The organism is Bacillus pretiosus (genome assembly GCF_051294775.1).
Taxonomy (GTDB): domain Bacteria; phylum Bacillota; class Bacilli; order Bacillales; family Bacillaceae_G; genus Bacillus_A; species Bacillus_A wiedmannii.
Window position 1 is genome coordinate 139401 of the sequence record NZ_JBPPHF010000008.1, and the last position, 19605, is coordinate 159005.

Sequence of the window (19605 nt, forward strand, 5' to 3'; positions counted from 1 at the left end):
CAGATGCCAAATATTGCAGTGGTAGGTAGTATTTCAATGGACTTAGTGGCTGTTTCAAAAAAACGTCCGAAAGCAGGAGAAACAGTAATTGGTGAAGCATTTCATACAATCCCAGGAGGGAAAGGAGCCAACCAAGCAGTTGCTGCAGCTAGATTAGGCGCAAATGTAGCGATGGTTGGAGCGGTTGGAAACGATAATTATGGAACTGTAGTTAGGAACAATTTAGAGAACGAACGCGTTTTTATCGACTATGTGGTACCGGTTACAGATACGGCGACAGGAATTGCTCATATCGTTTTAGCAGAAGAGGATAACAGTATTGTTGTCGTGCAAGGGGCGAATGCTCTTGTAAATGAGTCGGTTGTAGATTGTTCAAAAGATCTTCTTATAAAAGCAGATATGGTTGTTCTTCAACTAGAGATCCCACTTGAAACAGTAAAATATGTATTGGCTATTTGTGAGGAGCATAATATTCCAGTTATGTTAAATCCAGCGCCAGCACAAGTGTTATCCGAAGATATTTTAGAAAAGGCAACTTATATTACACCAAATGAACATGAGTGTCGCATCGTATTAGATGATTTCACGTCACCAATTGAAGATTTACTGGCTAAATATCCAAATAAACTATTGATGACAGAAGGTTCTAAAGGTGTTCGTTTCCATAATGGTACGGAGATTGTACATGTTCCTAGCATCGCTGTTGATGTAGTAGATACGACTGGAGCTGGTGATACATTCAATGGTGCATTAGCAGTTGCGCTTTCTGAAGGAGAAACACTTCAAAAAGCAATTCGTTTTGCGAATATTGCTGGTGGCCTTTCTGTAACGAAACTTGGAGCACAGGGCGGTATGCCAACGAGAGATAGAGTACGTGAAGTGCAGGTGATTGTCGGTTGAAAAAGCACGGTGTATTAAACAGTGAGATTGCATCAGTCCTTGCTTCACTTGGACATACAGATACGATTGTAATTGCAGACTGCGGGTTACCAATTCCTGACGGAGTAAAACGAATTGATTTAGCTGTTGAGATTGGAAAACCTAGCTTTTTAGACGTATTGCAAGTGGTAGCTGATGATATGGCAATTGAAAAAGTAACGTTAGCAGAAGAAGTCATTAATAATAATGCGGAAGTAAATAAAGAAATCGAGCTGAAATTAATAGAGCCAGCATTTGAATATGTATCGCATGAACAATTTAAAGAGCACACGAAGAAAGCGAAAGCAATTATTCGTACAGGAGAGGCTACTCCTTATGCCAATGTAATTTTACATGCAGGCGTGATTTTTTAATAAAAGGAAGTGATGGGAATGCGTATTGAAATGAAAAATATTTCAAAGGCGTTCAATGGCAATCCTGTTTTGAAGAATGCACAGTTTATGATTGAAACAGGGGAAGTCCATGCATTGATGGGGGAAAATGGAGCGGGCAAATCAACGCTCATGAAAATTTTAACAGGTGTATACAAAAAAGATGGTGGAACAATCACGATTGATGGACAAGAACGAACTTTTAAAAATGCGAAAGAAGCAGAAGAGTACGGTATTGCATTTATACATCAAGAATTGAACATATTATCGAATTTAACAGTAGCTGAAAATATGTTTCTCGGTAAAGAGTTAATGTATGGGAAGACAGGTATTTTGCGTACGCGTCAAATGAACGCGATTGCGCAGCAGCAACTAGCGGAGTTAGGGTTACATGTAAAAGGCGCTATGTTGGCAGGAGAGTTATCGGTTGGACAACAGCAAATTATCGAAATTGCGAAAGCGTTAATGACAAACGCGAGCGTTATTATTATGGATGAACCTACAGCTGCATTAACAGATCGTGAAATTGAAACGTTGTTTACTGTCATTAATAAATTACGTAAAGAAGGCGTTTCGTTCGTTTATATCTCACACCGAATGGAAGAAATTTTTTCAATATGTGATGCCATTACGATTTTACGTGATGGGGAATACGTAGGAAAGAGACTCATTCCGGAAACATCATTTGATGAAGTAGTGAGTATGATGGTGGGGCGCAGCATTGGTGAACGTTACCCAGAGCGAAATAGTCAAATTGGCGATGTCATTTTTGAGATGCGTAACGGAACGAAAAGAGGGAAGTTTGAAAATGTTTCGTTTCAAGTAAGAAAAGGTGAAATCCTTGGTGTTGCTGGCTTGATGGGAGCTGGCCGTACAGATATTATGAAAGCGATATTTGGATACGAACCTTTAGATTCTGGCCAAATTTTTATAAATGGACAAGAAGTAAAGATTGATAGTCCGATAGATGCAATTAGACAAAGAATAGCTTTTATTACAGAGGATAGAAAATCTGAAGGGTTAGTTTTAGATTTCTCAATTCGAGAAAATTTAGCTTTACCGAATTTAGAAAGTCTTTCAAAGGGAAGTGTCTTAAGTAACGAACTAGAACAACAGTTTACAGCGGATATGATGAAACTTCTTAATGTGAAAGCAGCTAGTGGAGAGCAAGCGGTGAAATCTCTTTCTGGTGGAAATCAGCAAAAGGTTGTTATTGCAAAATGGCTAGGTATCCACCCGCAGTTACTCATTTTAGATGAGCCAACACGAGGTGTAGATGTTGGAGCGAAAAAAGAAATTTACTCTATTATGAATAAGCTTACTGAGCAAGGCGATGCCGTTATTATGGTATCATCTGAGCTTCCAGAAGTTTTAGGAATGAGTGATCGTGTTCTTGTTATTCATGAAGGAAAAGTCGGCGGCATTTTAGAGAAAGATGAGGCATCACAAGAGTCTATTATGGCACTAGCTACAGGGGGAGAGTAAGGATGGCTAAGAAGGGGAATGTATTACAACAACTCGGTTCTTTAATCGGTTTAGTATTAATTATCGTCGTAATTACAGCTTTAAATCCGGCATTTATTGAGATTCCAAATTTATTTAATATACTGCGTCAAGTATCGATTAATGCGCTTATTGCATTCGGAATGACCTTTGTAATTTTAACAGGGGGTATTGACTTATCGGTAGGTTCTATTTTAGCATTATCAAGTGCACTTGTTGCTGGAATGATGGCAAGTGGCATGGACCCGTTCCTTGCGATGGCAGTTGGATTATTAGCTGGTCTTGTAATGGGAATTGTAAACGGTATCATCATAGCGAAGGGAAAAGTAGCTCCATTTATTGCAACTTTAGCAACAATGACTATTTTTCGTGGGTTGACGCTTGTTTATATGGACGGACGTCCGATCACTGGTCTGGGTGATCATTTAATGTTCCAAATGTTTGGCCGCGGTTATTTTCTTGGTATTCCGGTACCAGCTGTTACAATGATGATCGCTTTCGCAGTACTGTACTTCATTTTGAAGAAAACGACATTTGGTCGCCGTACATTTGCAATTGGTGGAAATGAAGAAGCAGCAGCATTATCAGGTATTAATGTTACGAGAATTAAAGTAATGATTTACGGTCTTTCCGGAATTTTGGCAGCGCTTGCAGGTATTGTCTTAACATCACGACTAGATTCTGCACAGCCAACTGCAGGTACTTCTTACGAATTAGATGCAATTGCAGCAGTTGTATTAGGTGGAACAAGTCTTTCTGGGGGAAGAGGATGGATTGTTGGTACATTCATCGGTGTACTTATTATCGGTGTACTAAATAACGGTTTAAATTTATTAGGTGTATCTTCTTTCTTCCAACAAGTTGTAAAAGGACTTGTAATCTTACTAGCTGTATTAATTGATCGTCGAAAAGAAGCGTAATGGAGGGATAGTTCATGAAGAAATGGTTACTTATACTCGTTGCATGTATTATGGTCATTACTGCTGGTTGTTCAATGGAACCACCAGAATGGGCAAAGGATTCTAGCGATAAAGGTCGAAATAAAACTATTAAAGTTGGATTCTCTGTTTCAACTTTAAACAATCCATTTTTTGTGACTTTGAAAAAAGGAGCAGAAAAGCAAGCGAAAGCAAGCGGCATTGAATTGATTGCTGTTGATGCACAAAATGATGCAGCAAAGCAAACAAATGATGTTGAAGATTTAATTCAAAAAGGTGTCGATGTAGTTGTTATTAATCCAACCGATTCAGATGCTGTTGCTTCAGCAGTAAGTGCGGCAAATGCAGCGAATGTCCCTGTTATTACTGTAGACCGCGTTGCAAATTCAGGTAAAGTTGTTTCTCACATTGCCTCTAATAATATTGAAGGTGGTCAAATGGCTAGTGATTACATTCGTGAATTAGTTGGCGGGGGAGCAAACGTTGCTGAATTAGAAGGAATCCCTGGCTCTTCTGCTGCTCGCGAGCGCGGGAAAGGATTCCACAACGTAGCGGATAAGTCTTTAAAAGTAGTTGCAAAACAAGCAGCTGATTTTGATAGAGCAAAAGGATTATCTGTTATGGAAAACATTTTGCAAGCAAATGGTGATATTAAAGCCGTGTTTGCGCATAACGATGAAATGGCATTAGGGGCACTTGAAGCATTGAAGTCTGCTGGAAAAACAGATGTAGTCGTTGTTGGTTTTGATGCAACAGAAGATGCTGTAAAAGCGGTTAACGATGGGCGTATGGCTGCAACAGTTGCTCAAAAACCGGAATTAATCGGGGAGAAGGCGATGCAAACAGCAAAAGAGATAACACAAGGTAAAAAAGTGGACAAATCTATTCCGATTGAATTAGAGCTTATTAAGAAAAACAAATAAATATAAAATGAAAATCAGGAAGGAAGAATAACAAATGAAATTTTTTATTGATACAGCAAACATTAACGAAATTAAAGAGGCAAATGCATTAGGCGTATTAGCTGGAGTAACGACAAATCCATCACTTGTAGCAAAAGAAGGCGTAGATTTCCACGAGCGTATTCGTGAAATTTGTAACGTTGTAGAAGGACCTGTAAGCGCAGAAGTAATTAGCTTAGAAGCTGATAAAATGATTGAAGAAGGAAAAGAGTTAGCGAAAATTGCTCCAAACGTTGTTGTAAAAGTACCAATGACAACGGAAGGTTTAAAAGCAGTAAAAGCATTCTCTGATTTAGGAATTCGTACAAACGTTACATTAGTATTCTCAGCAGTTCAAGCATTACTTGCAGCTCGTGCTGGTGCAACATACGTTTCACCATTCTTAGGTCGCTTAGATGATATCGGTCATAACGGTATGGACCTAATCCGCCAAATCGCAGAAATCTTTGCAATTCACGGCATTGAAACAGAAATCATTGCAGCATCTGTACGTCACAGTGTTCACGTAACAGAAGCAGCATTAAACGGTTCACATATTGCAACAATCCCAGCAAACGTAATTGCTTCATTAGTGAAACATCCATTAACAGATCAAGGAATTGAGAAATTCTTAGCTGATTGGGAAAAAACACAAGAGAAATAATAGAAAATCGAGAATCCTAGTTTAATTGACTAGGGTTCTTTTTTATTTAAAAGAATTTTCATGCAATTTTGCATATTGTCTTTTAAATTTGTTATATAAGCTATTTAATATATACAAATCACTTTTTATTTTTCATATTTCGACATAAAAAGGTAGAGGTTCTGACCAGAAAACTGGAGGGGCATGATTCTATAACAGAAAGCTTAACGTTTATAGAATTATGCCTTTTTATATAGGGAGGGCAGAAAGTGGGGATTTCGATTTAAATGCACTTATTTATCTGAATTTTAAGTTTTATAAAAGGAGAGAAATAGAATGAGAAGAAAAGCGCCATTTAAAGTGTTATCATCCTTAGCAATTGCGGCAATTATCGGATGCACATCTGTAATGAGTACTCCGCTAGCATACGCAGAAACGACAGTAAAAGAGAAAGACGATGTATCTACAACACCAATTGATTACAATTTAATTCAAGAAGATCGTTTAGCGGAAGCGTTGAAAGAAAGAGGAACAATTAATCCAGCATCTTCTAAAGAAGAGACGAAAAAAGCTGTAGAAAAGTATATTGAAAAGAAACAAGGCGATCAGGCAAATAAAGAAATTCTTCCAGCGGATACTGCTAAAGAGGCATCTGATTTCGTGAAAAAAGTAAAAGAGAAGAAAATGGAGGAAAAGGAGAAAGTAAAGAAACCTGAAAAAAATGTTAGTCCTGAGCAAAAACCAGAACCAAATAAAAAACAATTGAATGGACAAGTCCCAACTTCTAAAGCAAAGCAAGCGCCATATAAAGGGTCTGTTCGAACTGATAAAGTATTAGTATTACTCGTTGAATTTAGTGATTATAAACATAATAATATTGATCAAACACCAGGGTATATGTATTCGAATGACTTTAGTAGAGAGCATTATCAAAAAATGTTATTTGGTAATGAACCGTACACGTTATTTGATGGTTCGAAAGTAAAAACGTTTAAACAATATTATGAAGAGCAGTCTGGTGGAAGTTATACGACAGATGGATATGTAACGGAATGGCTAACTGTTCCAGGAAAAGCGTCTGACTACGGTGCTGATGGTAGTAGTGGTCACGATAATAAAGGACCAAAAGGCGCACGTGATTTAGTGAAAGAAGCTTTACATGCAGCTGCTGAGAAAGGGTTAGATTTATCTCAATTTGATCAATTCGATAGATATGATACAAATGGTGATGGAATTCAAAATGAACCTGATGGTGTAATTGATCATTTAATGGTAATCCATGCTGGCGTTGGTCAAGAAGCTGGTGGCGGTAAATTAGGTGATGATGCAATTTGGTCACATCGTTCAAAATTAGCAATAGATCCAGTAGCGGTTGAAGGTACAAAATCAAAGGTAGATTACTTTGGTGGAAAAGTAGCGGCACATGATTATACAATTGAACCAGAAGATGGAGCAGTAGGTGTATTTGCGCATGAATTTGGACATGATCTTGGCTTACCAGATGAATATGACACGAAGTATACTGGAACTGGTTCACCTGTCGAAGCGTGGTCATTAATGAGTGGAGGTAGTTGGACAGGGAAAATTGCAGGAACAGAGCCAACTAGTTTCTCACCACAAAATAAAGACTTCTTACAAAAGAATATGGGTGGCAACTGGGCAAAAATTTTAGAAGTAGATTACGATAAAATTAAGCGTGGAGTAGGAGTTCCTACATATATTGATCAAAGTGTTACAAAATCCAATCGTCCAGGCGTTGTACGTGTTAACTTACCAGGTAAAAGTGTTGAAACGATTAAACCGGAGTTTGGAAAGCATGCATATTATAGTACAAGAGGAGATGATATGCATACAACACTAGAGACACCATTCTTTGATTTAACAAAAGGAACAAATGCAAAATTCGATTATAAAGCAAATTATGAGTTAGAAGCAGAGTGCGATTTTGTCGAAGTGCATGCAGTAACAGAAGATGGAACGAAAACGTTAATTGATAGACTTGGAGAAAAAGTAGTCCAAGAAGATAAAGATACAACAGATGGAAAATGGATGGATAAATCATATGATTTAAGTCAATTTAAAGGAAAAAAAGTGAAACTGCAATTCGATTATATTACAGATCCGGCTGTAACATATAAAGGTTTCGCGATGGATAATGTAAATGTAACTGTTGATGGACAAGTTGTATTTTCTGATGATACAGAAGGACAGGCTAAAATGAATTTAAATGGTTTTGTTGTTTCTGATGGGACAGAAAAGAAAGCTCATTATTACTACTTAGAGTGGAGAAACTATGCGGGATCAGATAATGGATTAAAAGCAGGAAAAGGTCCAGTGTATAATACAGGTCTTGTCGTTTGGTATGCAGATGATAGCTTCAAAGATAACTGGGTTGGGGTGCATCCAGGTGAAGGATTCCTTGGTGTTGTGGATTCGCATCCAGAGGCATTTGTTGGGAATTTAAACGGAAGACCAACTTACGGTAATACAGGTATGCAAATTGCAGATGCTGCATTTTCATTTGATCAAACACCAGCATGGAGTGCAAATTCATTAACACGTGGACAGTTTAACTATTCTGGATTACAAGGTGTTACAACATTTGATGATTCAAAAGTATATAGTAACAAACAAATTGCAGATGCAGGAAGAAAAGTTCCAAACCTTGGACTTAAATTCCAAGTTGTTGGACAGGCAGAGGATAAATCGGCAGGCGCTGTTTGGATTAAACGTTAATAACATAAAAGCACATTCTTCATATGAAGAGTGTGCTTTTCAATTTGTACAGTAAGTTATTATTTTAGCTTATGTAATACAAGTGTCTGTTCATATGTAGTGTATCAAATTATGTGGGGAAAGGAAATATTTCCGAGGAAATTGTCGAAGTATCGTTGGTATTTATACACTTTTTTTGTAAAAGAAGAACTGCAGTGTTGCCTTTACAGTTCAATTTATTTACATTGTTATTTGGTTAGACACAAAAGTAATATATTAGGCAAAAAAAGACAATGATGGAATTAACCCATCATTGTCTTTTTTACTTTGCTGTTTGCTTTACTTTTTATTTTGCTTCTTACATAAATCATTCCAGCGAATGTTAATAAGAATGCAGTTCCGATAACGAAGCTGACGCTAGGGGATGCCCCGATGGCACCAACTGTAAAGGATCCAGCAACAACTCCTAATGAGAAGAAAGCATAAAACAATCCGAATGCTTTTCCGCGCTTATCATCTGTCGTATTTTCAACAAGTAATGCATTTATCGATGGGAAAAGGATAGCGAATCCAATGCCATAAATCATCATAACGATAAAGAGCATACCTTTTGTTGCGAATAATCCAAGTAAAGATAACGCGAATGCCATTACTGCAATCCCAATTAGCATGAGTTTTGAACGATTAAATCGATCGTAAATACGGTTTGTTGGCAGCAAGAAGAAGAGGATAGCGGTAATGCCGAATACACTTAACATCATGCCTGTTGTAGATGCTTTAAGTGCTAATGCCTCAACTTTCACTGGTAGCATATAAGTGACAATTCCTTGTGAAAACATTAGCGTGAAGGCACCAATATATGCTTGCAATAACGGTTCTGATTTCAATAGTTCAATCATATCCTTTTTGTTCATCATTTGTGTTCTTGAAGTATCTTTTCTTGATACGTTATTTGGTAAGAAGAATAGAGATACGATTGTACCAAGGACCATTAAAATAGAAATGGTAATGAACACCCACTCTATACCAGCAGTTGCTTTCATAATTCCACTGAAAGCCGGTCCTACAATTGCCGCTGTTCCAACAGCAGCACCAGATAGGGCCATTGCCTTACCTTGTCTTGCTGAATTTGTTTGTTTTGATAAAAACGTAAAGGCAGCAGGAATTAAAAATCCGTCACTAAAGCCGTGCATAAAGCGCACAACTAATAGTTGTTCACCACTTTGAACAACGGTGTATAACAAGACTATGAAACTCGTAAGTCCCATGCTTATATAAAGTATTTTTTTTGCACCAAATTTATCGACAGCAGCGCCAGCAATAATATTACCGATCATATTAGCGAATGAGTACATACCGACAACTAGCCCAATAATAAGAGGAGATCCTCCAAGACTTTGAGCGAACGTACTCATAATAGGTAATTGTGAAAATGTATCTAGAAACGCTACGATAACAATAAAGTAAATAAAATATTTCAAGCGATATTCACCTCTCCTATGCTATTATGGCATAATGCTAATTTCAACCGCAATGAAATTAGCATTAACAGATGTGGAAAAAAGTACAAAGTGACAAAATATTGAACGTTATTTGTTAAAATTTAGTGGGAATGAGATTGTTTTTTTGAAATATATGGATAGAAGTATTATAATAGATTTGTAAACTTCACCAGGTTAAGTATATACGTAGAGAGGGATGTATAAAATGAAAGCATTACTTTGGCATAATCAACGCGATGTACGAGTAGAAGAAGTACCAGAACCAACTGTAAGACCAGGAGCAGTTAAGATTAAAGTGAAATGGTGTGGTATCTGCGGAACAGACTTGCATGAATATTTAGCAGGACCTATTTTTATTCCAACAGAAGAGCACCCATTAACACACGTAAAAGCACCGGTTATTTTAGGTCATGAGTTTAGTGGTGAGGTAGTTGAAATCGGTGAAGGCGTTACTTCTCATAAAGTGGGAGATCGCGTCGTTGTAGAACCAATTTATTCTTGTGGTAAATGTGAAGCTTGTAAACATGGACATTACAATGTTTGTGAACAACTTGTTTTCCACGGTCTTGGCGGAGACGGCGGCGGTTTCTCTGAATATACAGTAGTACCAGAAGATATGGTCCACCATATTCCTGATGAAATGACGTATGAACAAGGTGCACTTGTAGAACCAGCAGCGGTAGCAGTTCATGCAGTACGTCAAAGTAAATTAAAAGAAGGGGAAGCTGTAGCAGTATTTGGTTGTGGTCCAATTGGACTTCTTGTCATTCAAGCAGCTAAAGCAGCAGGAGCAACTCCTGTTATTGCAGTAGAACTTTCTAAAGAACGTCAAGAGTTAGCAAAATTAGCAGGTGCGGATTATGTATTAAATCCAGCTACTCAAGATGTACTAGCAGAAATTCGTAACTTAACAAATGGTTTAGGTGTAAATGTGAGCTTTGAAGTAACAGGTGTCGAAGTAGTACTTCGTCAAGCGATTGAAAGTACAAGCTTTGAAGGACAAACTGTAATTGTTAGTGTGTGGGAAAAAGATGCGACAATTACGCCAAACAACCTTGTACTAAAAGAAAAAGAAGTTATCGGTATTCTTGGATACCGTCATATCTTCCCAGCTGTTATTAAATTAATTAGCTCTGGCCAAATTCAAGCAGAGAAATTAATTACGAAAAAAATCACAGTGGATCAAGTTGTTGAAGAAGGATTTGAAGCACTTGTAAAAGATAAAACACAAGTGAAAATTCTTGTTTCACCTAAATAATAGAGAATAGTAAAAAGTAGCTCTTTTCTAGAAATAGAAGAGGGCTACTTTTTTTCTATACAGAAAGGTGATAGACTTTCCTTTAACTACAGGTATTTTGTTTGGAAGGGGAAGTCTAATGCTTTCATTTATGTTGACATTGAAACGAATGCTAAAAGCTTGTTTACGAGCGTGGAAAGATAAAGAATTTCAAGTGTTATTCGTATTAACATTTTTAACATTAACATCTGGTACGATTTTTTATAGTACAGTTGAAGGATTACGTCCTCTTGACGCTTTATATTTTAGTGTGGTCACGTTGACGACTGTCGGTGATGGGAATTTTAGTCCGCAAACTGATTTCGGAAAGATATTTACAATCTTATACATATTTATTGGGATTGGATTAGTGTTTGGATTTATTCATAAGTTGGCAGTTAATGTACAACTACCAAGTATATTATCGAATAGAAAAAAAGAGTAAAGCATGTGGATGCTTTACTCTTTTTTTACATTAGTTTAGACAATCATTCGTAGTAGCTTAACAATACTTTACTACAATATAAGTGCATTCATTCATTATATTCACTATGTATAAAGTTATAATGATATGAACATTTGCATATTTTAATTTATTGATAGAAATTTCATGAAAGGTGGGATATTCTAGTCATAGGTTAACCGGACGATATCATAGGATCCTAACAAAAAGTTTACAATAATTCAATTATAAAATGGAGGATTTCAGATGAAAAAGAAAGTACTTGCTTTAGCAGCAGCTATTACATTAGTAGCGCCGTTACAAAGTGTTGCATTTGCTCATGAAAACGATGGGGGAAGTAAAATAAAAATAGTTCATCGCTGGTCTGCTGAAGATAAACATAAAGAAGGCGTAAACTCTCATTTATGGATTGTAAACCGCGCTATTGATATTATGTCTCGCAATACAACACTTGTAAAACAAGATCGAGTTGCACAATTAAATGAATGGCGTACGGAATTAGAAAATGGTATTTATGCTGCTGACTATGAAAATCCTTATTATGATAATAGCACATTTGCTTCACATTTCTATGATCCAGACAATGGAAAAACATATATTCCATTTGCAAAGCAGGCAAAAGAAACTGGCGCTAAATATTTTAAATTAGCTGGTGAATCATATAAAAATAAAGATATGAAACAAGCATTCTTCTATTTAGGATTATCTCTTCATTATTTAGGAGATGTAAACCAACCGATGCATGCGGCAAACTTTACAAATCTTTCGTACCCACAAGGATTCCATTCTAAATATGAAAACTTTGTAGATACGATAAAAGATAATTATAAAGTAACGGATGGAAATGGATATTGGAACTGGAAAGGTACAAATCCAGAAGAGTGGATTCACGGAGCGGCAGTAGCAGCGAAACAAGATTACGCTGGCATTGTAAATGATAATACGAAAGATTGGTTCGTAAAAGCAGCTGTATCACAAGAATATGCAGATAAATGGCGCGCTGAAGTTACACCAATGACAGGTAAGCGATTAATGGATGCACAACGTGTTACTGCCGGATACATTCAGCTTTGGTTTGATACGTACGGAGATCGTTAAGTATTAAAAAAAAGGTCAAATCTCACAATAGAGTATTTGGCCTTTTTATAACTAATACATGGAGGTATGAAGCGTGAAAGGAAAATTACTAAAAGGTGTACTTAGCTTTGGGATTGGTTTAGGAGTTTTATACGGAGGATCTTCAGCTCAAGCAGAAACGTCTACAAATCAAAATAATACTTTGAAAGTGATGACGCATAACGTGTATATGCTATCAACAAATTTATATCCGAACTGGGGACAAAGTGAGCGTGCTGATTTAATTGGGGCGGCAGATTATATAAAGAATCAAGACGTTGTTATATTAAATGAAGTGTTTGATAATAGCGCATCAGATCGTTTGTTAGGGAATTTGAAGAAAGAATATCCAAATCAAACAGCGGTATTAGGTCGTAGTAACGGAAATGAATGGGATAAAACGTTAGGTAGCTATTCATCTTCAACTCCTGAAGATGGGGGCGTTGCAATCGTGAGTAAATGGCCAATCGTTGAAAAGATTCAATATGTATTTGCAAAAGGATGCGGGCCAGATAATTTATCAAATAAAGGATTTGTATACACAAAAATTAAGAAGAATGATCGTTTCGTTCATGTAATCGGGACGCATTTGCAGGCTGAAGATAGTATGTGCGGAAAAACTTCACCTGCATCTGTACGTACAAATCAGTTAAAAGAAATTCAAGACTTTATTAAAAATAAGAATATACCAAATGACGAGTACGTCCTATTTGGTGGTGATATGAACGTGAATAAAATAAATGCAGAGAACAATAGTGACTCAGAGTACGCATCCATGTTCAAAACATTGCACGCTTCTATTCCATCTTATACGGGACATACAGCAACTTGGGATGCGACGACAAACAGTATAGCAAAATATAATTTCCCTGATAGCCCTGCCGAGTATTTAGATTATATTATTGCAAGTAAGGACCATGCGAATCCGTCATTTATAGAGAATAAAGTATTACAACCGAAATCTCCACAGTGGACTGTTACATCATGGTTTAAAAAATATACATATAATGATTACTCTGATCATTATCCAGTAGAGGCAACTATTTCTATGAAATAGTCCTAAAAAAGTTTCTTCTTAATAGGAAGAAACTTTTTTATTTTGTAGAGGAAATTTCAACTTTCTTTCCAATATGTATAAGACATATTGGAAAGAGGAGAGAAAAATGTGGATCGAGGAATTTTTAAAGAAGTTCCATTACCGTGTGCATTTTTGGATGAAGTAGCTTTAGATAAAAATATTCAATCGGTTATGGAATTAAGTGGAAACAAGAAGATTCGTATAGCGAGTAAATCGCTACGTTCTGTTCCGGTTATGCAAAAGATTTTAGCTACAAATGATCGATTTCAAGGTATTATGTGTTTTTCACCTAGAGAGGCTTTGTTTTTAATTGAACAAGGATTCAATGATTTATTGCTCGGATATCCTGCTTATGATAAAAGGGCTTTACATGAAATAAGTTTGCTAACAAAGCAAGGCCTCATTATAACTTGTATGGTGGATTGTGAAGACCATATTGTTTATTTAGAAAAAATTGCTGAGGAGTCTAAAGGGTGTTTTCGTGTTTGTTTGGATATTGATATGAGTAGTCGTTTTTTTCAATTTCATTTTGGGGTAAACAGATCACCGGTAAAAGATGTGCAAGGTGCTTTGAAAATAGTAAAAAGGGTAAAAGAATCATCATTTTTAATACTAGATGGTGTAATGGGATATGAAGCTCAAATTGCTGGGGTAGGAGATCACATACCGAATCAAAGAGTGAAAAGTAAAGTAATTTCGTATTTAAAGAAGAAGTCAGTGTTAGAAGTTAAAGAAAGAAGAGGACATATCGTAAAAGAAATACAAAATCTAGGTATTGAACTAAGGTTTGTAAATGGGGGAGGCACAGGAAGTATAAAAACAACTGAGCAAGATAATTCAATTTCAGAGATTACAATAGGTTCTGCTTTTTATGCCCCGAAGCTGTTCGATTATTATAAAGAGGTGCAATTTCATCCAGCTGTCGGATTTGCTTTACCAGTTGTGCGTAAACCAGCCCCGTTTATTTACACTTGTTTAGGTGGTGGATATATTGCCTCAGGTGCAATCGGGAAAGATAAAGAACCTGAGATTTGGAGACCAAATGGTGCCAAACTATTAGCTTTAGAAGGCGCTGGCGAAGTGCAAACACCGATTTTTTATAACGGTAAGGAACGAGTAGAGATAGGAGATTCTATCTTGTTTCGCCATAGTAAAGCTGGAGAGTTATGTGAGCGTTTTCCTTTTTTATATCGTGTGAAAGAAGGAGAGATTGTTGGGGAGTATTCAACATATCGGGGGGATGGCCAATGCTTTCTATAAAGGGACAAAAATGGAGAAATTGGACAGGGAATGTAGAAGGAACGCCGCATTATACGATGTATCCAGAAAGTATACAAGATGTAGTAGAAGTTGTAGGGCTTGCTCGAAAAAAAGGGAAGAGAATTCGTGTTGTCGGTTCAGGACACTCGTTTACACCTCTTGTGCAAACAGAAGAAATTTTAGTTTCTTTAGATGAATTGAAAGGTATTTTGGATATGGATGCAGAGAAGATGGTTGCCGAAGTATGGGCAGGAACAAAGCTACATGATTTAGGGAAGTTACTTGAAGAAAAAGGTTATGCACAAGAAAATTTAGGGGATATTGATTCGCAATCGATTGCAGGAGCGATTAGTACAGGGACTCATGGAACGGGTATTACCTTTGGAAGTTTATCAACACAAGTTATAGAGATTACCGCAGTTTTATCTACAGGCGAGAGTATAGTTTGTTCGGAAACTGAAAATGTGGAATATTGGAGAGCCTTTCAGTTGTCGCTAGGAATGTTAGGTATCATTGTAAAAATAAAATTGAAGGTTATTCCAGCCTATTCACTCGTTTATAAAAGTGAAAAACAGTCATTATCTACTGTAATGAACAAGCTAGAAGAATATAAGAAGAATCGCCATTTTGAATTTTTTGTTTTTCCTTATTCAGATGAAGTACAAGTGAAATTTACAAATGAAACAACGGGTAAAAAAAGTGACTTGAAATGGCATAAACTAAAGGTAGAGTTGCTTGAAAATAAGATGTTCTCTTTGTTATCTAAAGGATGTAAATGGTTTCCTTCTATAAGTAAAGGTGTAAGTCGATTATCGGCTAAAGCTGTACCGAATACAAAAATAATTGGTCCGAGTTATGAAGTATTTGCTACATCGCGTGCGGTTCCATTTTATGAAATGGAGTATAGTGTTCCTTCAAAGTATATGCGGGCTGTTGTAGAAGATATTTCAAACCTTATTGAAAAGAAAAAGTATAAAGTGCACTTCCCAATTGAATGCCGTTATGTGAAAAGGGATGATATATGGCTCAGTCCAGCGTACGGAAGGGATTCAGCGTATATTGCCGTTCATATGTATAAAGGTATGAAGTATGCTGCTTATTTTGGTGAGGTGGAGAAAATTTTTCTAAAGTATGAAGGGCGCCCGCATTGGGGGAAAATGCATACGTTAACGTACGAAAAATTACAAAATATATATCCAGAAATGCATTCGTTTCTAAAGGCGAGAAAGTTACTAGATGAAGCAGAAATGTTTTCAAACCCTTACACAGAAAAATTATTTACGATTATGAAAAAAAGCTGACAAAGTATTACTTGTCAGCTTTTTTTAGTATAATCGCATTTCTTGTTTGACTAATGCGCTCGTAAAATAGTAACTTATCACGACTAAATACATGTAATAAAACATGAATAATAAATAGACCGTTAATTACAAATTGGAATAATAGTATAACTAGTAATACTAAAGGCTCTGTATGATTTAAGATAGAGCTACTCGAAAGAATATAATTGATTCCGCCTAAAATGAAATAGAATATCCCGTAACGAATGAATAATTCTTTTAGTGTAATACGCTCAGCTTGTCCTTTAATGTAAATCCGAAGCAACGCTTTTCCTATTGTTCTTCCATTCGTAAAGTATGGAATGATAATAAAGTAAATTAAGATTGAACATGTAATGAAAAGGAGTTCGTATACATTTGTATAAGATTGGATGTTAGCGATAAATAGTGAATTTCCTTTATTTTTAATGAAAGGTACAACGATAGATAAGAAAATCCAATCAATTTGCATAGCGATGAGACGACGAATGAATCCGACTGGTTTCGTTTCTAAATCAATATGAATATCTAATTCGCTTGTTTTCGGAAGGAAGTACGTAAAGATTGGTGCAATGATAAAACCAATTACGCCGCCTAGCGTGTTTAAAAACAGATCGTCAATATCAAATAAGCGGTATGCACAATTATAAATACCATATAATCCAGTTACTTGTGTTAATTCAAAGAATAGTGAAAGACAAAAAGAAATACACACTGTTTGTAAGAAGCTACGTCGGAAATAATAACGTAAGTACATACCGAACGGAACGGTTAGTAAAACGTTAAAAGCGACTTGTAAAAACGCAGATTCCTTTAATAAATAGAAGTACGTAGCTGGCTTCGTTAAAATCGCCGAGGTATGATTACTAATCTCTTGTATGAAATAAAATGGCGAGAGTTGCAAATGTTGCGTATTAGCCGGTTGTAGGCTACAAGTATCATACGTTTGTGGTAATGGCAAAATCACAAGAAAATAGGCATTTAATAAGTAAAGTAATAATGAATATAAAATAAATGAACGCCATTTATTTAAATAACCGTATTTACGATAATTAAATATTAAAAAAGGGATTAATAGAAACATTGCTAAAATAGGAAATAAAATAAATGCTGTTTTTATTGGAAATAAATATGCAGTCAAAATGAAGCTCCTTTCAATGAAAATTCGTTTATCATTATAACGTTAAAAGAACCTGAAAACAAAATTAAAATATTTCGAAATAGAAAAAATTTCAAATTTAAACGGGATTAAGTTATAATAAATTTAATATAAGGATATAGTGATTATTATAAGTTGAGAGAGGGTACAAGATATGCGATATGAGCTTTTTTCTGTAAGTGGGGATCATATTACAACTTTTGAAAGTGCATGGCGTTTTCAGGAGGGAGAACAGATTTTTGTTCATGATGATCAAACAAAACGAAATTTTATTATTATCCGCCTAACGCATGATGTATTTCAACAAAATAAACATGTTATTCGTTTGTATTGTCAAGAAAAGAAAGTATACGCATAAAAGGGACCCCTCTTACTGTACAGAAAGAGGGGCTTTATCATTATAAAGATATAAAAAAGCGAGTCATCCTAGTTTAATAGAATGACTCGCTTTTCGCTTTGTAAGTTTCACTTTATAAGAAAATAAGAGTAAGTACACCTACGATAATACAATAGAAAGAGAAATATTTTAAATTTCCTTTTGCCATAATGTTCATAAACCATTTTAATGAAATGTACGTCATGATAAATGTTGCGATAAACGCAACGATATATGGCACGAATAATGTGTCTAGATTTGGATCTTTTGCAATGTCTGTAATACTTAGTAATAAACCACCTAAGCTAACAGGGATATATAGTAAGAATGAGAAACGAAGAGCTGTTTCTTGCTTCATACCAAGTAACATCGCTGCGACGATTGTTGCACCTGATCGGCTTATTCCAGGAATTAATGCGCAAGCTTGTGCTAATCCGACAATAATTGCATCTTTCATAGAAAGATCGCCATCATTTTTACGTCCACGTAAGTTTCTAATAATCCAAAGGCCGACAGCAGTAATAAGAAGGGAAATCCCAACCATTTTCACACCTTTTAAGTACTGGTCGATGTAATCTTTAAATAAAACACCGATAACACCTGCTGGAATGGTCGCAATAACAAGGTAAATTATAAAGAAGAAATCTGATTTTGCGTCCTCTGCTCTTGTAAAGATATAAGATAGACCATTCTTCGTTAGACGAATTAAATCATTTCTATAAATAAGTAATACAGCTAATAATGAAGCTGAATTAACAAGTAGTTCGAAGCTGAACCCTTCTATTTTTAGTCCTAGCAAATGTTGTGCTAAAACGAGGTGACCACTTGAAGAAATCGGAATTGGTTCTGTTAGCCCTTGGAACAGACCGAGAATTAAATATTTTAAAATGTAGTGAAATTGTTCCATAATAACCTCCTTGTTTATTAGTCGAAAGAAACAACTTGTCCATTATAACAAAGATACGGATGAATATTGAGAAGAAATAAATATTCGAAATATAATAAAAATCCCTTATAAAAGTATAAGGGATTTTTATTATTAATGAGAAACTACTGTTTCTTCAAGACTTTTCGTTAATTGAACATCGACTTTCTCAGCATCATGAATGTGATTCATAATAGTAGTATTTAACTTTTGGAACATTTGTTGTGTATTAGCGAATTCACGTAATATATCATCATTACAAGATTTTTGGTTTTCGATAGCTTTAATAACATTGGTAGCACCGTTTTGTAACGTTTGAATCATAATTAAAATATTTTCGATTCTAGCGTTTGTATCGGCACTCATTTCTACACCTTCATCGACTAAATGTAAATTATCTTTTGTGTTATCGTATGCTTTTTCAATTTCTTCTTGAATTTTTTTCGTTAAGTTGCCTATGTTTTTTGTACTTTCCGCTGTACTTTCTGCTAGTTTTCTTACTTCATTAGCAACGACAGCGAATCCTTTACCGTGCTCTCCAGCACGAGCAGCTTCAATACTCGCATTTAAAGCAAGTAAATTTGTTTGTGCTGCAATGTTTTGAATGACTTCTACAATTTGCTCGATTTCTTTTGAACGTTCACTTAAATGATTCATACTGTTAGACGTACGCTGAGATTGTTCACCTAATTTGTTAATTACAATAAGTAAACGGTGAACAGATTCTTTACCTTCATTAGAACAGTCAATAATTTCTTCAATAGATTGAATTAAGCTTTGTTCTTTTTGTAACATTTCGTTATTCAATTCATTGGAATGTGTCGTGCGCGTTGAAACATTTTCGAAACATAAGTTTAATTGTTGAACTAAATTTTGAAGTGTATGGTGCTGGCTATTTACAAGTTTATGTTCTTGAACAACGCTTTGTACACGATCGTGGATAGAAGAAATAGTCTCTTGTTGTTCGATATCCTTTTGTTTTAATTCTGCTTCTAGCTCTTGTATACGACTTTCTAATTGATCAATTTTATGTTGGAGTGATTTCTTTTGAGTAAACATATATTTATTTCAACCGCCTTTA

The 19605-nt window shown here is 35.8% G+C and carries 18 protein-coding genes; 14 read left to right on the plus strand and 4 right to left on the minus strand.

The window, feature by feature from the left end; all coding sequences use genetic code 11:
* Positions 1-3: 3 nt before the first annotated feature.
* The 7 genes from rbsK (at position 4) to inhA2 (ending at position 8071) form a co-directional block, all read left to right on the plus strand.
* Positions 4-900 (plus strand): ribokinase, encoded by an 897-nt coding sequence (rbsK, locus tag ACSG5Z_RS27105; RefSeq protein WP_087983333.1) that lies wholly within the window; start codon positions 4-6, stop codon positions 898-900.
* Positions 897-1292 carry a D-ribose pyranase gene (rbsD, locus tag ACSG5Z_RS27110; protein ID WP_000716160.1) on the plus strand — a complete coding sequence of 132 codons (396 nt, stop codon included), beginning with the start codon at positions 897-899 and terminating at the stop codon, positions 1290-1292. The genes rbsK and rbsD overlap by 4 nt, the downstream gene beginning before the upstream one ends.
* An 18-nt stretch (positions 1293-1310) precedes the next feature.
* Positions 1311-2795 (plus strand): ribose ABC transporter ATP-binding protein RbsA, encoded by a 1485-nt coding sequence (gene rbsA, locus ACSG5Z_RS27115; protein WP_435712610.1) that lies wholly within the window; start codon positions 1311-1313, stop codon positions 2793-2795.
* 2 nt (positions 2796-2797) lie between these two features.
* Complete coding sequence (locus tag ACSG5Z_RS27120) at positions 2798-3733, plus strand: ABC transporter permease subunit (protein WP_001074641.1); 936 nt, start codon at positions 2798-2800, stop codon at positions 3731-3733.
* Between the two features lie 14 nt (positions 3734-3747).
* A complete protein-coding gene (rbsB, locus tag ACSG5Z_RS27125; RefSeq protein ID WP_087983326.1) occupies positions 3748-4674 on the plus strand; it encodes a ribose ABC transporter substrate-binding protein RbsB in 927 nt (308 codons plus the stop codon).
* A 34-nt stretch (positions 4675-4708) separates the two neighbouring features.
* On the plus strand, positions 4709-5356 hold the full coding sequence (gene fsa / locus ACSG5Z_RS27130; RefSeq protein ID WP_000667662.1) for a fructose-6-phosphate aldolase: 648 nt from the start codon (positions 4709-4711) through the stop codon (positions 5354-5356).
* 315 nt (positions 5357-5671) lie between these two features.
* Complete coding sequence (inhA2, locus tag ACSG5Z_RS27135; protein WP_435712611.1) at positions 5672-8071, plus strand: M6 family metalloprotease immune inhibitor InhA2; 2400 nt, start codon at positions 5672-5674, stop codon at positions 8069-8071.
* A gap of 281 nt (positions 8072-8352) precedes the next feature.
* Here the strand turns inward: inhA2 and ACSG5Z_RS27140 are convergent, their stop codons facing one another.
* Entirely contained in the window at positions 8353-9531 is a 1179-nt protein-coding gene (locus tag ACSG5Z_RS27140) for an MFS transporter (protein WP_087983321.1), read from the minus strand.
* A 226-nt stretch (positions 9532-9757) separates the two neighbouring features.
* Between ACSG5Z_RS27140 and bdhA the strand changes: the two genes are divergently transcribed.
* The 6 genes from bdhA (at position 9758) to ACSG5Z_RS27170 (ending at position 16046) form a co-directional block, all read left to right on the plus strand.
* Positions 9758-10810 carry a (R,R)-butanediol dehydrogenase gene (bdhA, locus tag ACSG5Z_RS27145; RefSeq protein WP_000645832.1) on the plus strand — a complete coding sequence of 351 codons (1053 nt, stop codon included), beginning with the start codon at positions 9758-9760 and terminating at the stop codon, positions 10808-10810.
* A 118-nt stretch (positions 10811-10928) separates the two neighbouring features.
* Positions 10929-11273, plus strand: coding sequence for a potassium channel family protein (locus ACSG5Z_RS27150; protein WP_000948236.1), 345 nt, complete (start codon positions 10929-10931; stop codon positions 11271-11273).
* Between the two features lie 264 nt (positions 11274-11537).
* Positions 11538-12389 carry a phospholipase CerA gene (cerA, locus tag ACSG5Z_RS27155; RefSeq protein ID WP_000731008.1) on the plus strand — a complete coding sequence of 284 codons (852 nt, stop codon included), beginning with the start codon at positions 11538-11540 and terminating at the stop codon, positions 12387-12389.
* Positions 12390-12462: 73 nt separating this feature from the next.
* On the plus strand, positions 12463-13464 hold the full coding sequence (gene sph / locus ACSG5Z_RS27160; protein WP_435712612.1) for a sphingomyelinase C: 1002 nt from the start codon (positions 12463-12465) through the stop codon (positions 13462-13464).
* Positions 13465-13572: 108 nt separating this feature from the next.
* Complete coding sequence (locus tag ACSG5Z_RS27165) at positions 13573-14745, plus strand: amino acid deaminase/aldolase (RefSeq protein ID WP_435712613.1); 1173 nt, start codon at positions 13573-13575, stop codon at positions 14743-14745.
* A complete protein-coding gene (locus tag ACSG5Z_RS27170; RefSeq protein ID WP_435712614.1) occupies positions 14733-16046 on the plus strand; it encodes a D-arabinono-1,4-lactone oxidase in 1314 nt (437 codons plus the stop codon). Before ACSG5Z_RS27165 ends, ACSG5Z_RS27170 begins: the two co-directional genes overlap by 13 nt.
* 7 nt (positions 16047-16053) lie before the next feature.
* Here the strand turns inward: ACSG5Z_RS27170 and ACSG5Z_RS27175 are convergent, their stop codons facing one another.
* On the minus strand, positions 16054-17205 hold the full coding sequence (locus ACSG5Z_RS27175) for a VanZ family protein (RefSeq protein ID WP_087983313.1): 1152 nt from the start codon (positions 17203-17205) through the stop codon (positions 16054-16056).
* Between the two features lie 172 nt (positions 17206-17377).
* Here ACSG5Z_RS27175 and ACSG5Z_RS27180 point away from each other — a divergent pair, with 172 nt between their 5' ends.
* The gene (locus tag ACSG5Z_RS27180; protein ID WP_001268332.1) at positions 17378-17581 is read left to right on the plus strand and encodes a hypothetical protein; all 204 of its coding nucleotides are present in this window, start codon (positions 17378-17380) and stop codon (positions 17579-17581) included.
* A 112-nt stretch (positions 17582-17693) separates the two neighbouring features.
* Here the strand turns inward: ACSG5Z_RS27180 and ACSG5Z_RS27185 are convergent, their stop codons facing one another.
* Positions 17694-18506 (minus strand): undecaprenyl-diphosphate phosphatase, encoded by an 813-nt coding sequence (locus ACSG5Z_RS27185; RefSeq protein WP_044791332.1) that lies wholly within the window; start codon positions 18504-18506, stop codon positions 17694-17696.
* Positions 18507-18638: 132 nt separating this feature from the next.
* Positions 18639-19583 carry a methyl-accepting chemotaxis protein gene (locus ACSG5Z_RS27190; protein WP_087983311.1) on the minus strand — a complete coding sequence of 315 codons (945 nt, stop codon included), beginning with the start codon at positions 19581-19583 and terminating at the stop codon, positions 18639-18641.
* Between the last annotated feature and the right edge of the window lie 22 nt (positions 19584-19605).

Excerpts from the sequence above, each read along its gene's own strand:
- rbsA (WP_435712610.1), top strand. The coding sequence starts at position 1,311 with ATGCGTATTGAAATGAAAAATATTTCAAAGGCGTTCAATGGCAATCCT.
- ACSG5Z_RS27180 (WP_001268332.1), top strand. The coding sequence starts at position 17,378 with ATGCGATATGAGCTTTTTTCTGTAAGTGGGGATCATATTACAACTTTT.
- cerA (WP_000731008.1), top strand. The coding sequence starts at position 11,538 with ATGAAAAAGAAAGTACTTGCTTTAGCAGCAGCTATTACATTAGTAGCG.
- bdhA (WP_000645832.1), top strand. The coding sequence starts at position 9,758 with ATGAAAGCATTACTTTGGCATAATCAACGCGATGTACGAGTAGAAGAA.
- ACSG5Z_RS27150 (WP_000948236.1), top strand. The coding sequence starts at position 10,929 with ATGCTTTCATTTATGTTGACATTGAAACGAATGCTAAAAGCTTGTTTA.
- rbsK (WP_087983333.1), top strand. The coding sequence starts at position 4 with ATGCCAAATATTGCAGTGGTAGGTAGTATTTCAATGGACTTAGTGGCT.
- fsa (WP_000667662.1), top strand. The coding sequence starts at position 4,709 with ATGAAATTTTTTATTGATACAGCAAACATTAACGAAATTAAAGAGGCA.
- ACSG5Z_RS27170 (WP_435712614.1), top strand. The coding sequence starts at position 14,733 with ATGCTTTCTATAAAGGGACAAAAATGGAGAAATTGGACAGGGAATGTA.
- ACSG5Z_RS27190 (WP_087983311.1), bottom strand. The coding sequence starts at position 19,583 with ATGTTTACTCAAAAGAAATCACTCCAACATAAAATTGATCAATTAGAA.
- ACSG5Z_RS27120 (WP_001074641.1), top strand. The coding sequence starts at position 2,798 with ATGGCTAAGAAGGGGAATGTATTACAACAACTCGGTTCTTTAATCGGT.
- ACSG5Z_RS27185 (WP_044791332.1), bottom strand. The coding sequence starts at position 18,506 with ATGGAACAATTTCACTACATTTTAAAATATTTAATTCTCGGTCTGTTC.
- rbsB (WP_087983326.1), top strand. The coding sequence starts at position 3,748 with ATGAAGAAATGGTTACTTATACTCGTTGCATGTATTATGGTCATTACT.
- inhA2 (WP_435712611.1), top strand. The coding sequence starts at position 5,672 with ATGAGAAGAAAAGCGCCATTTAAAGTGTTATCATCCTTAGCAATTGCG.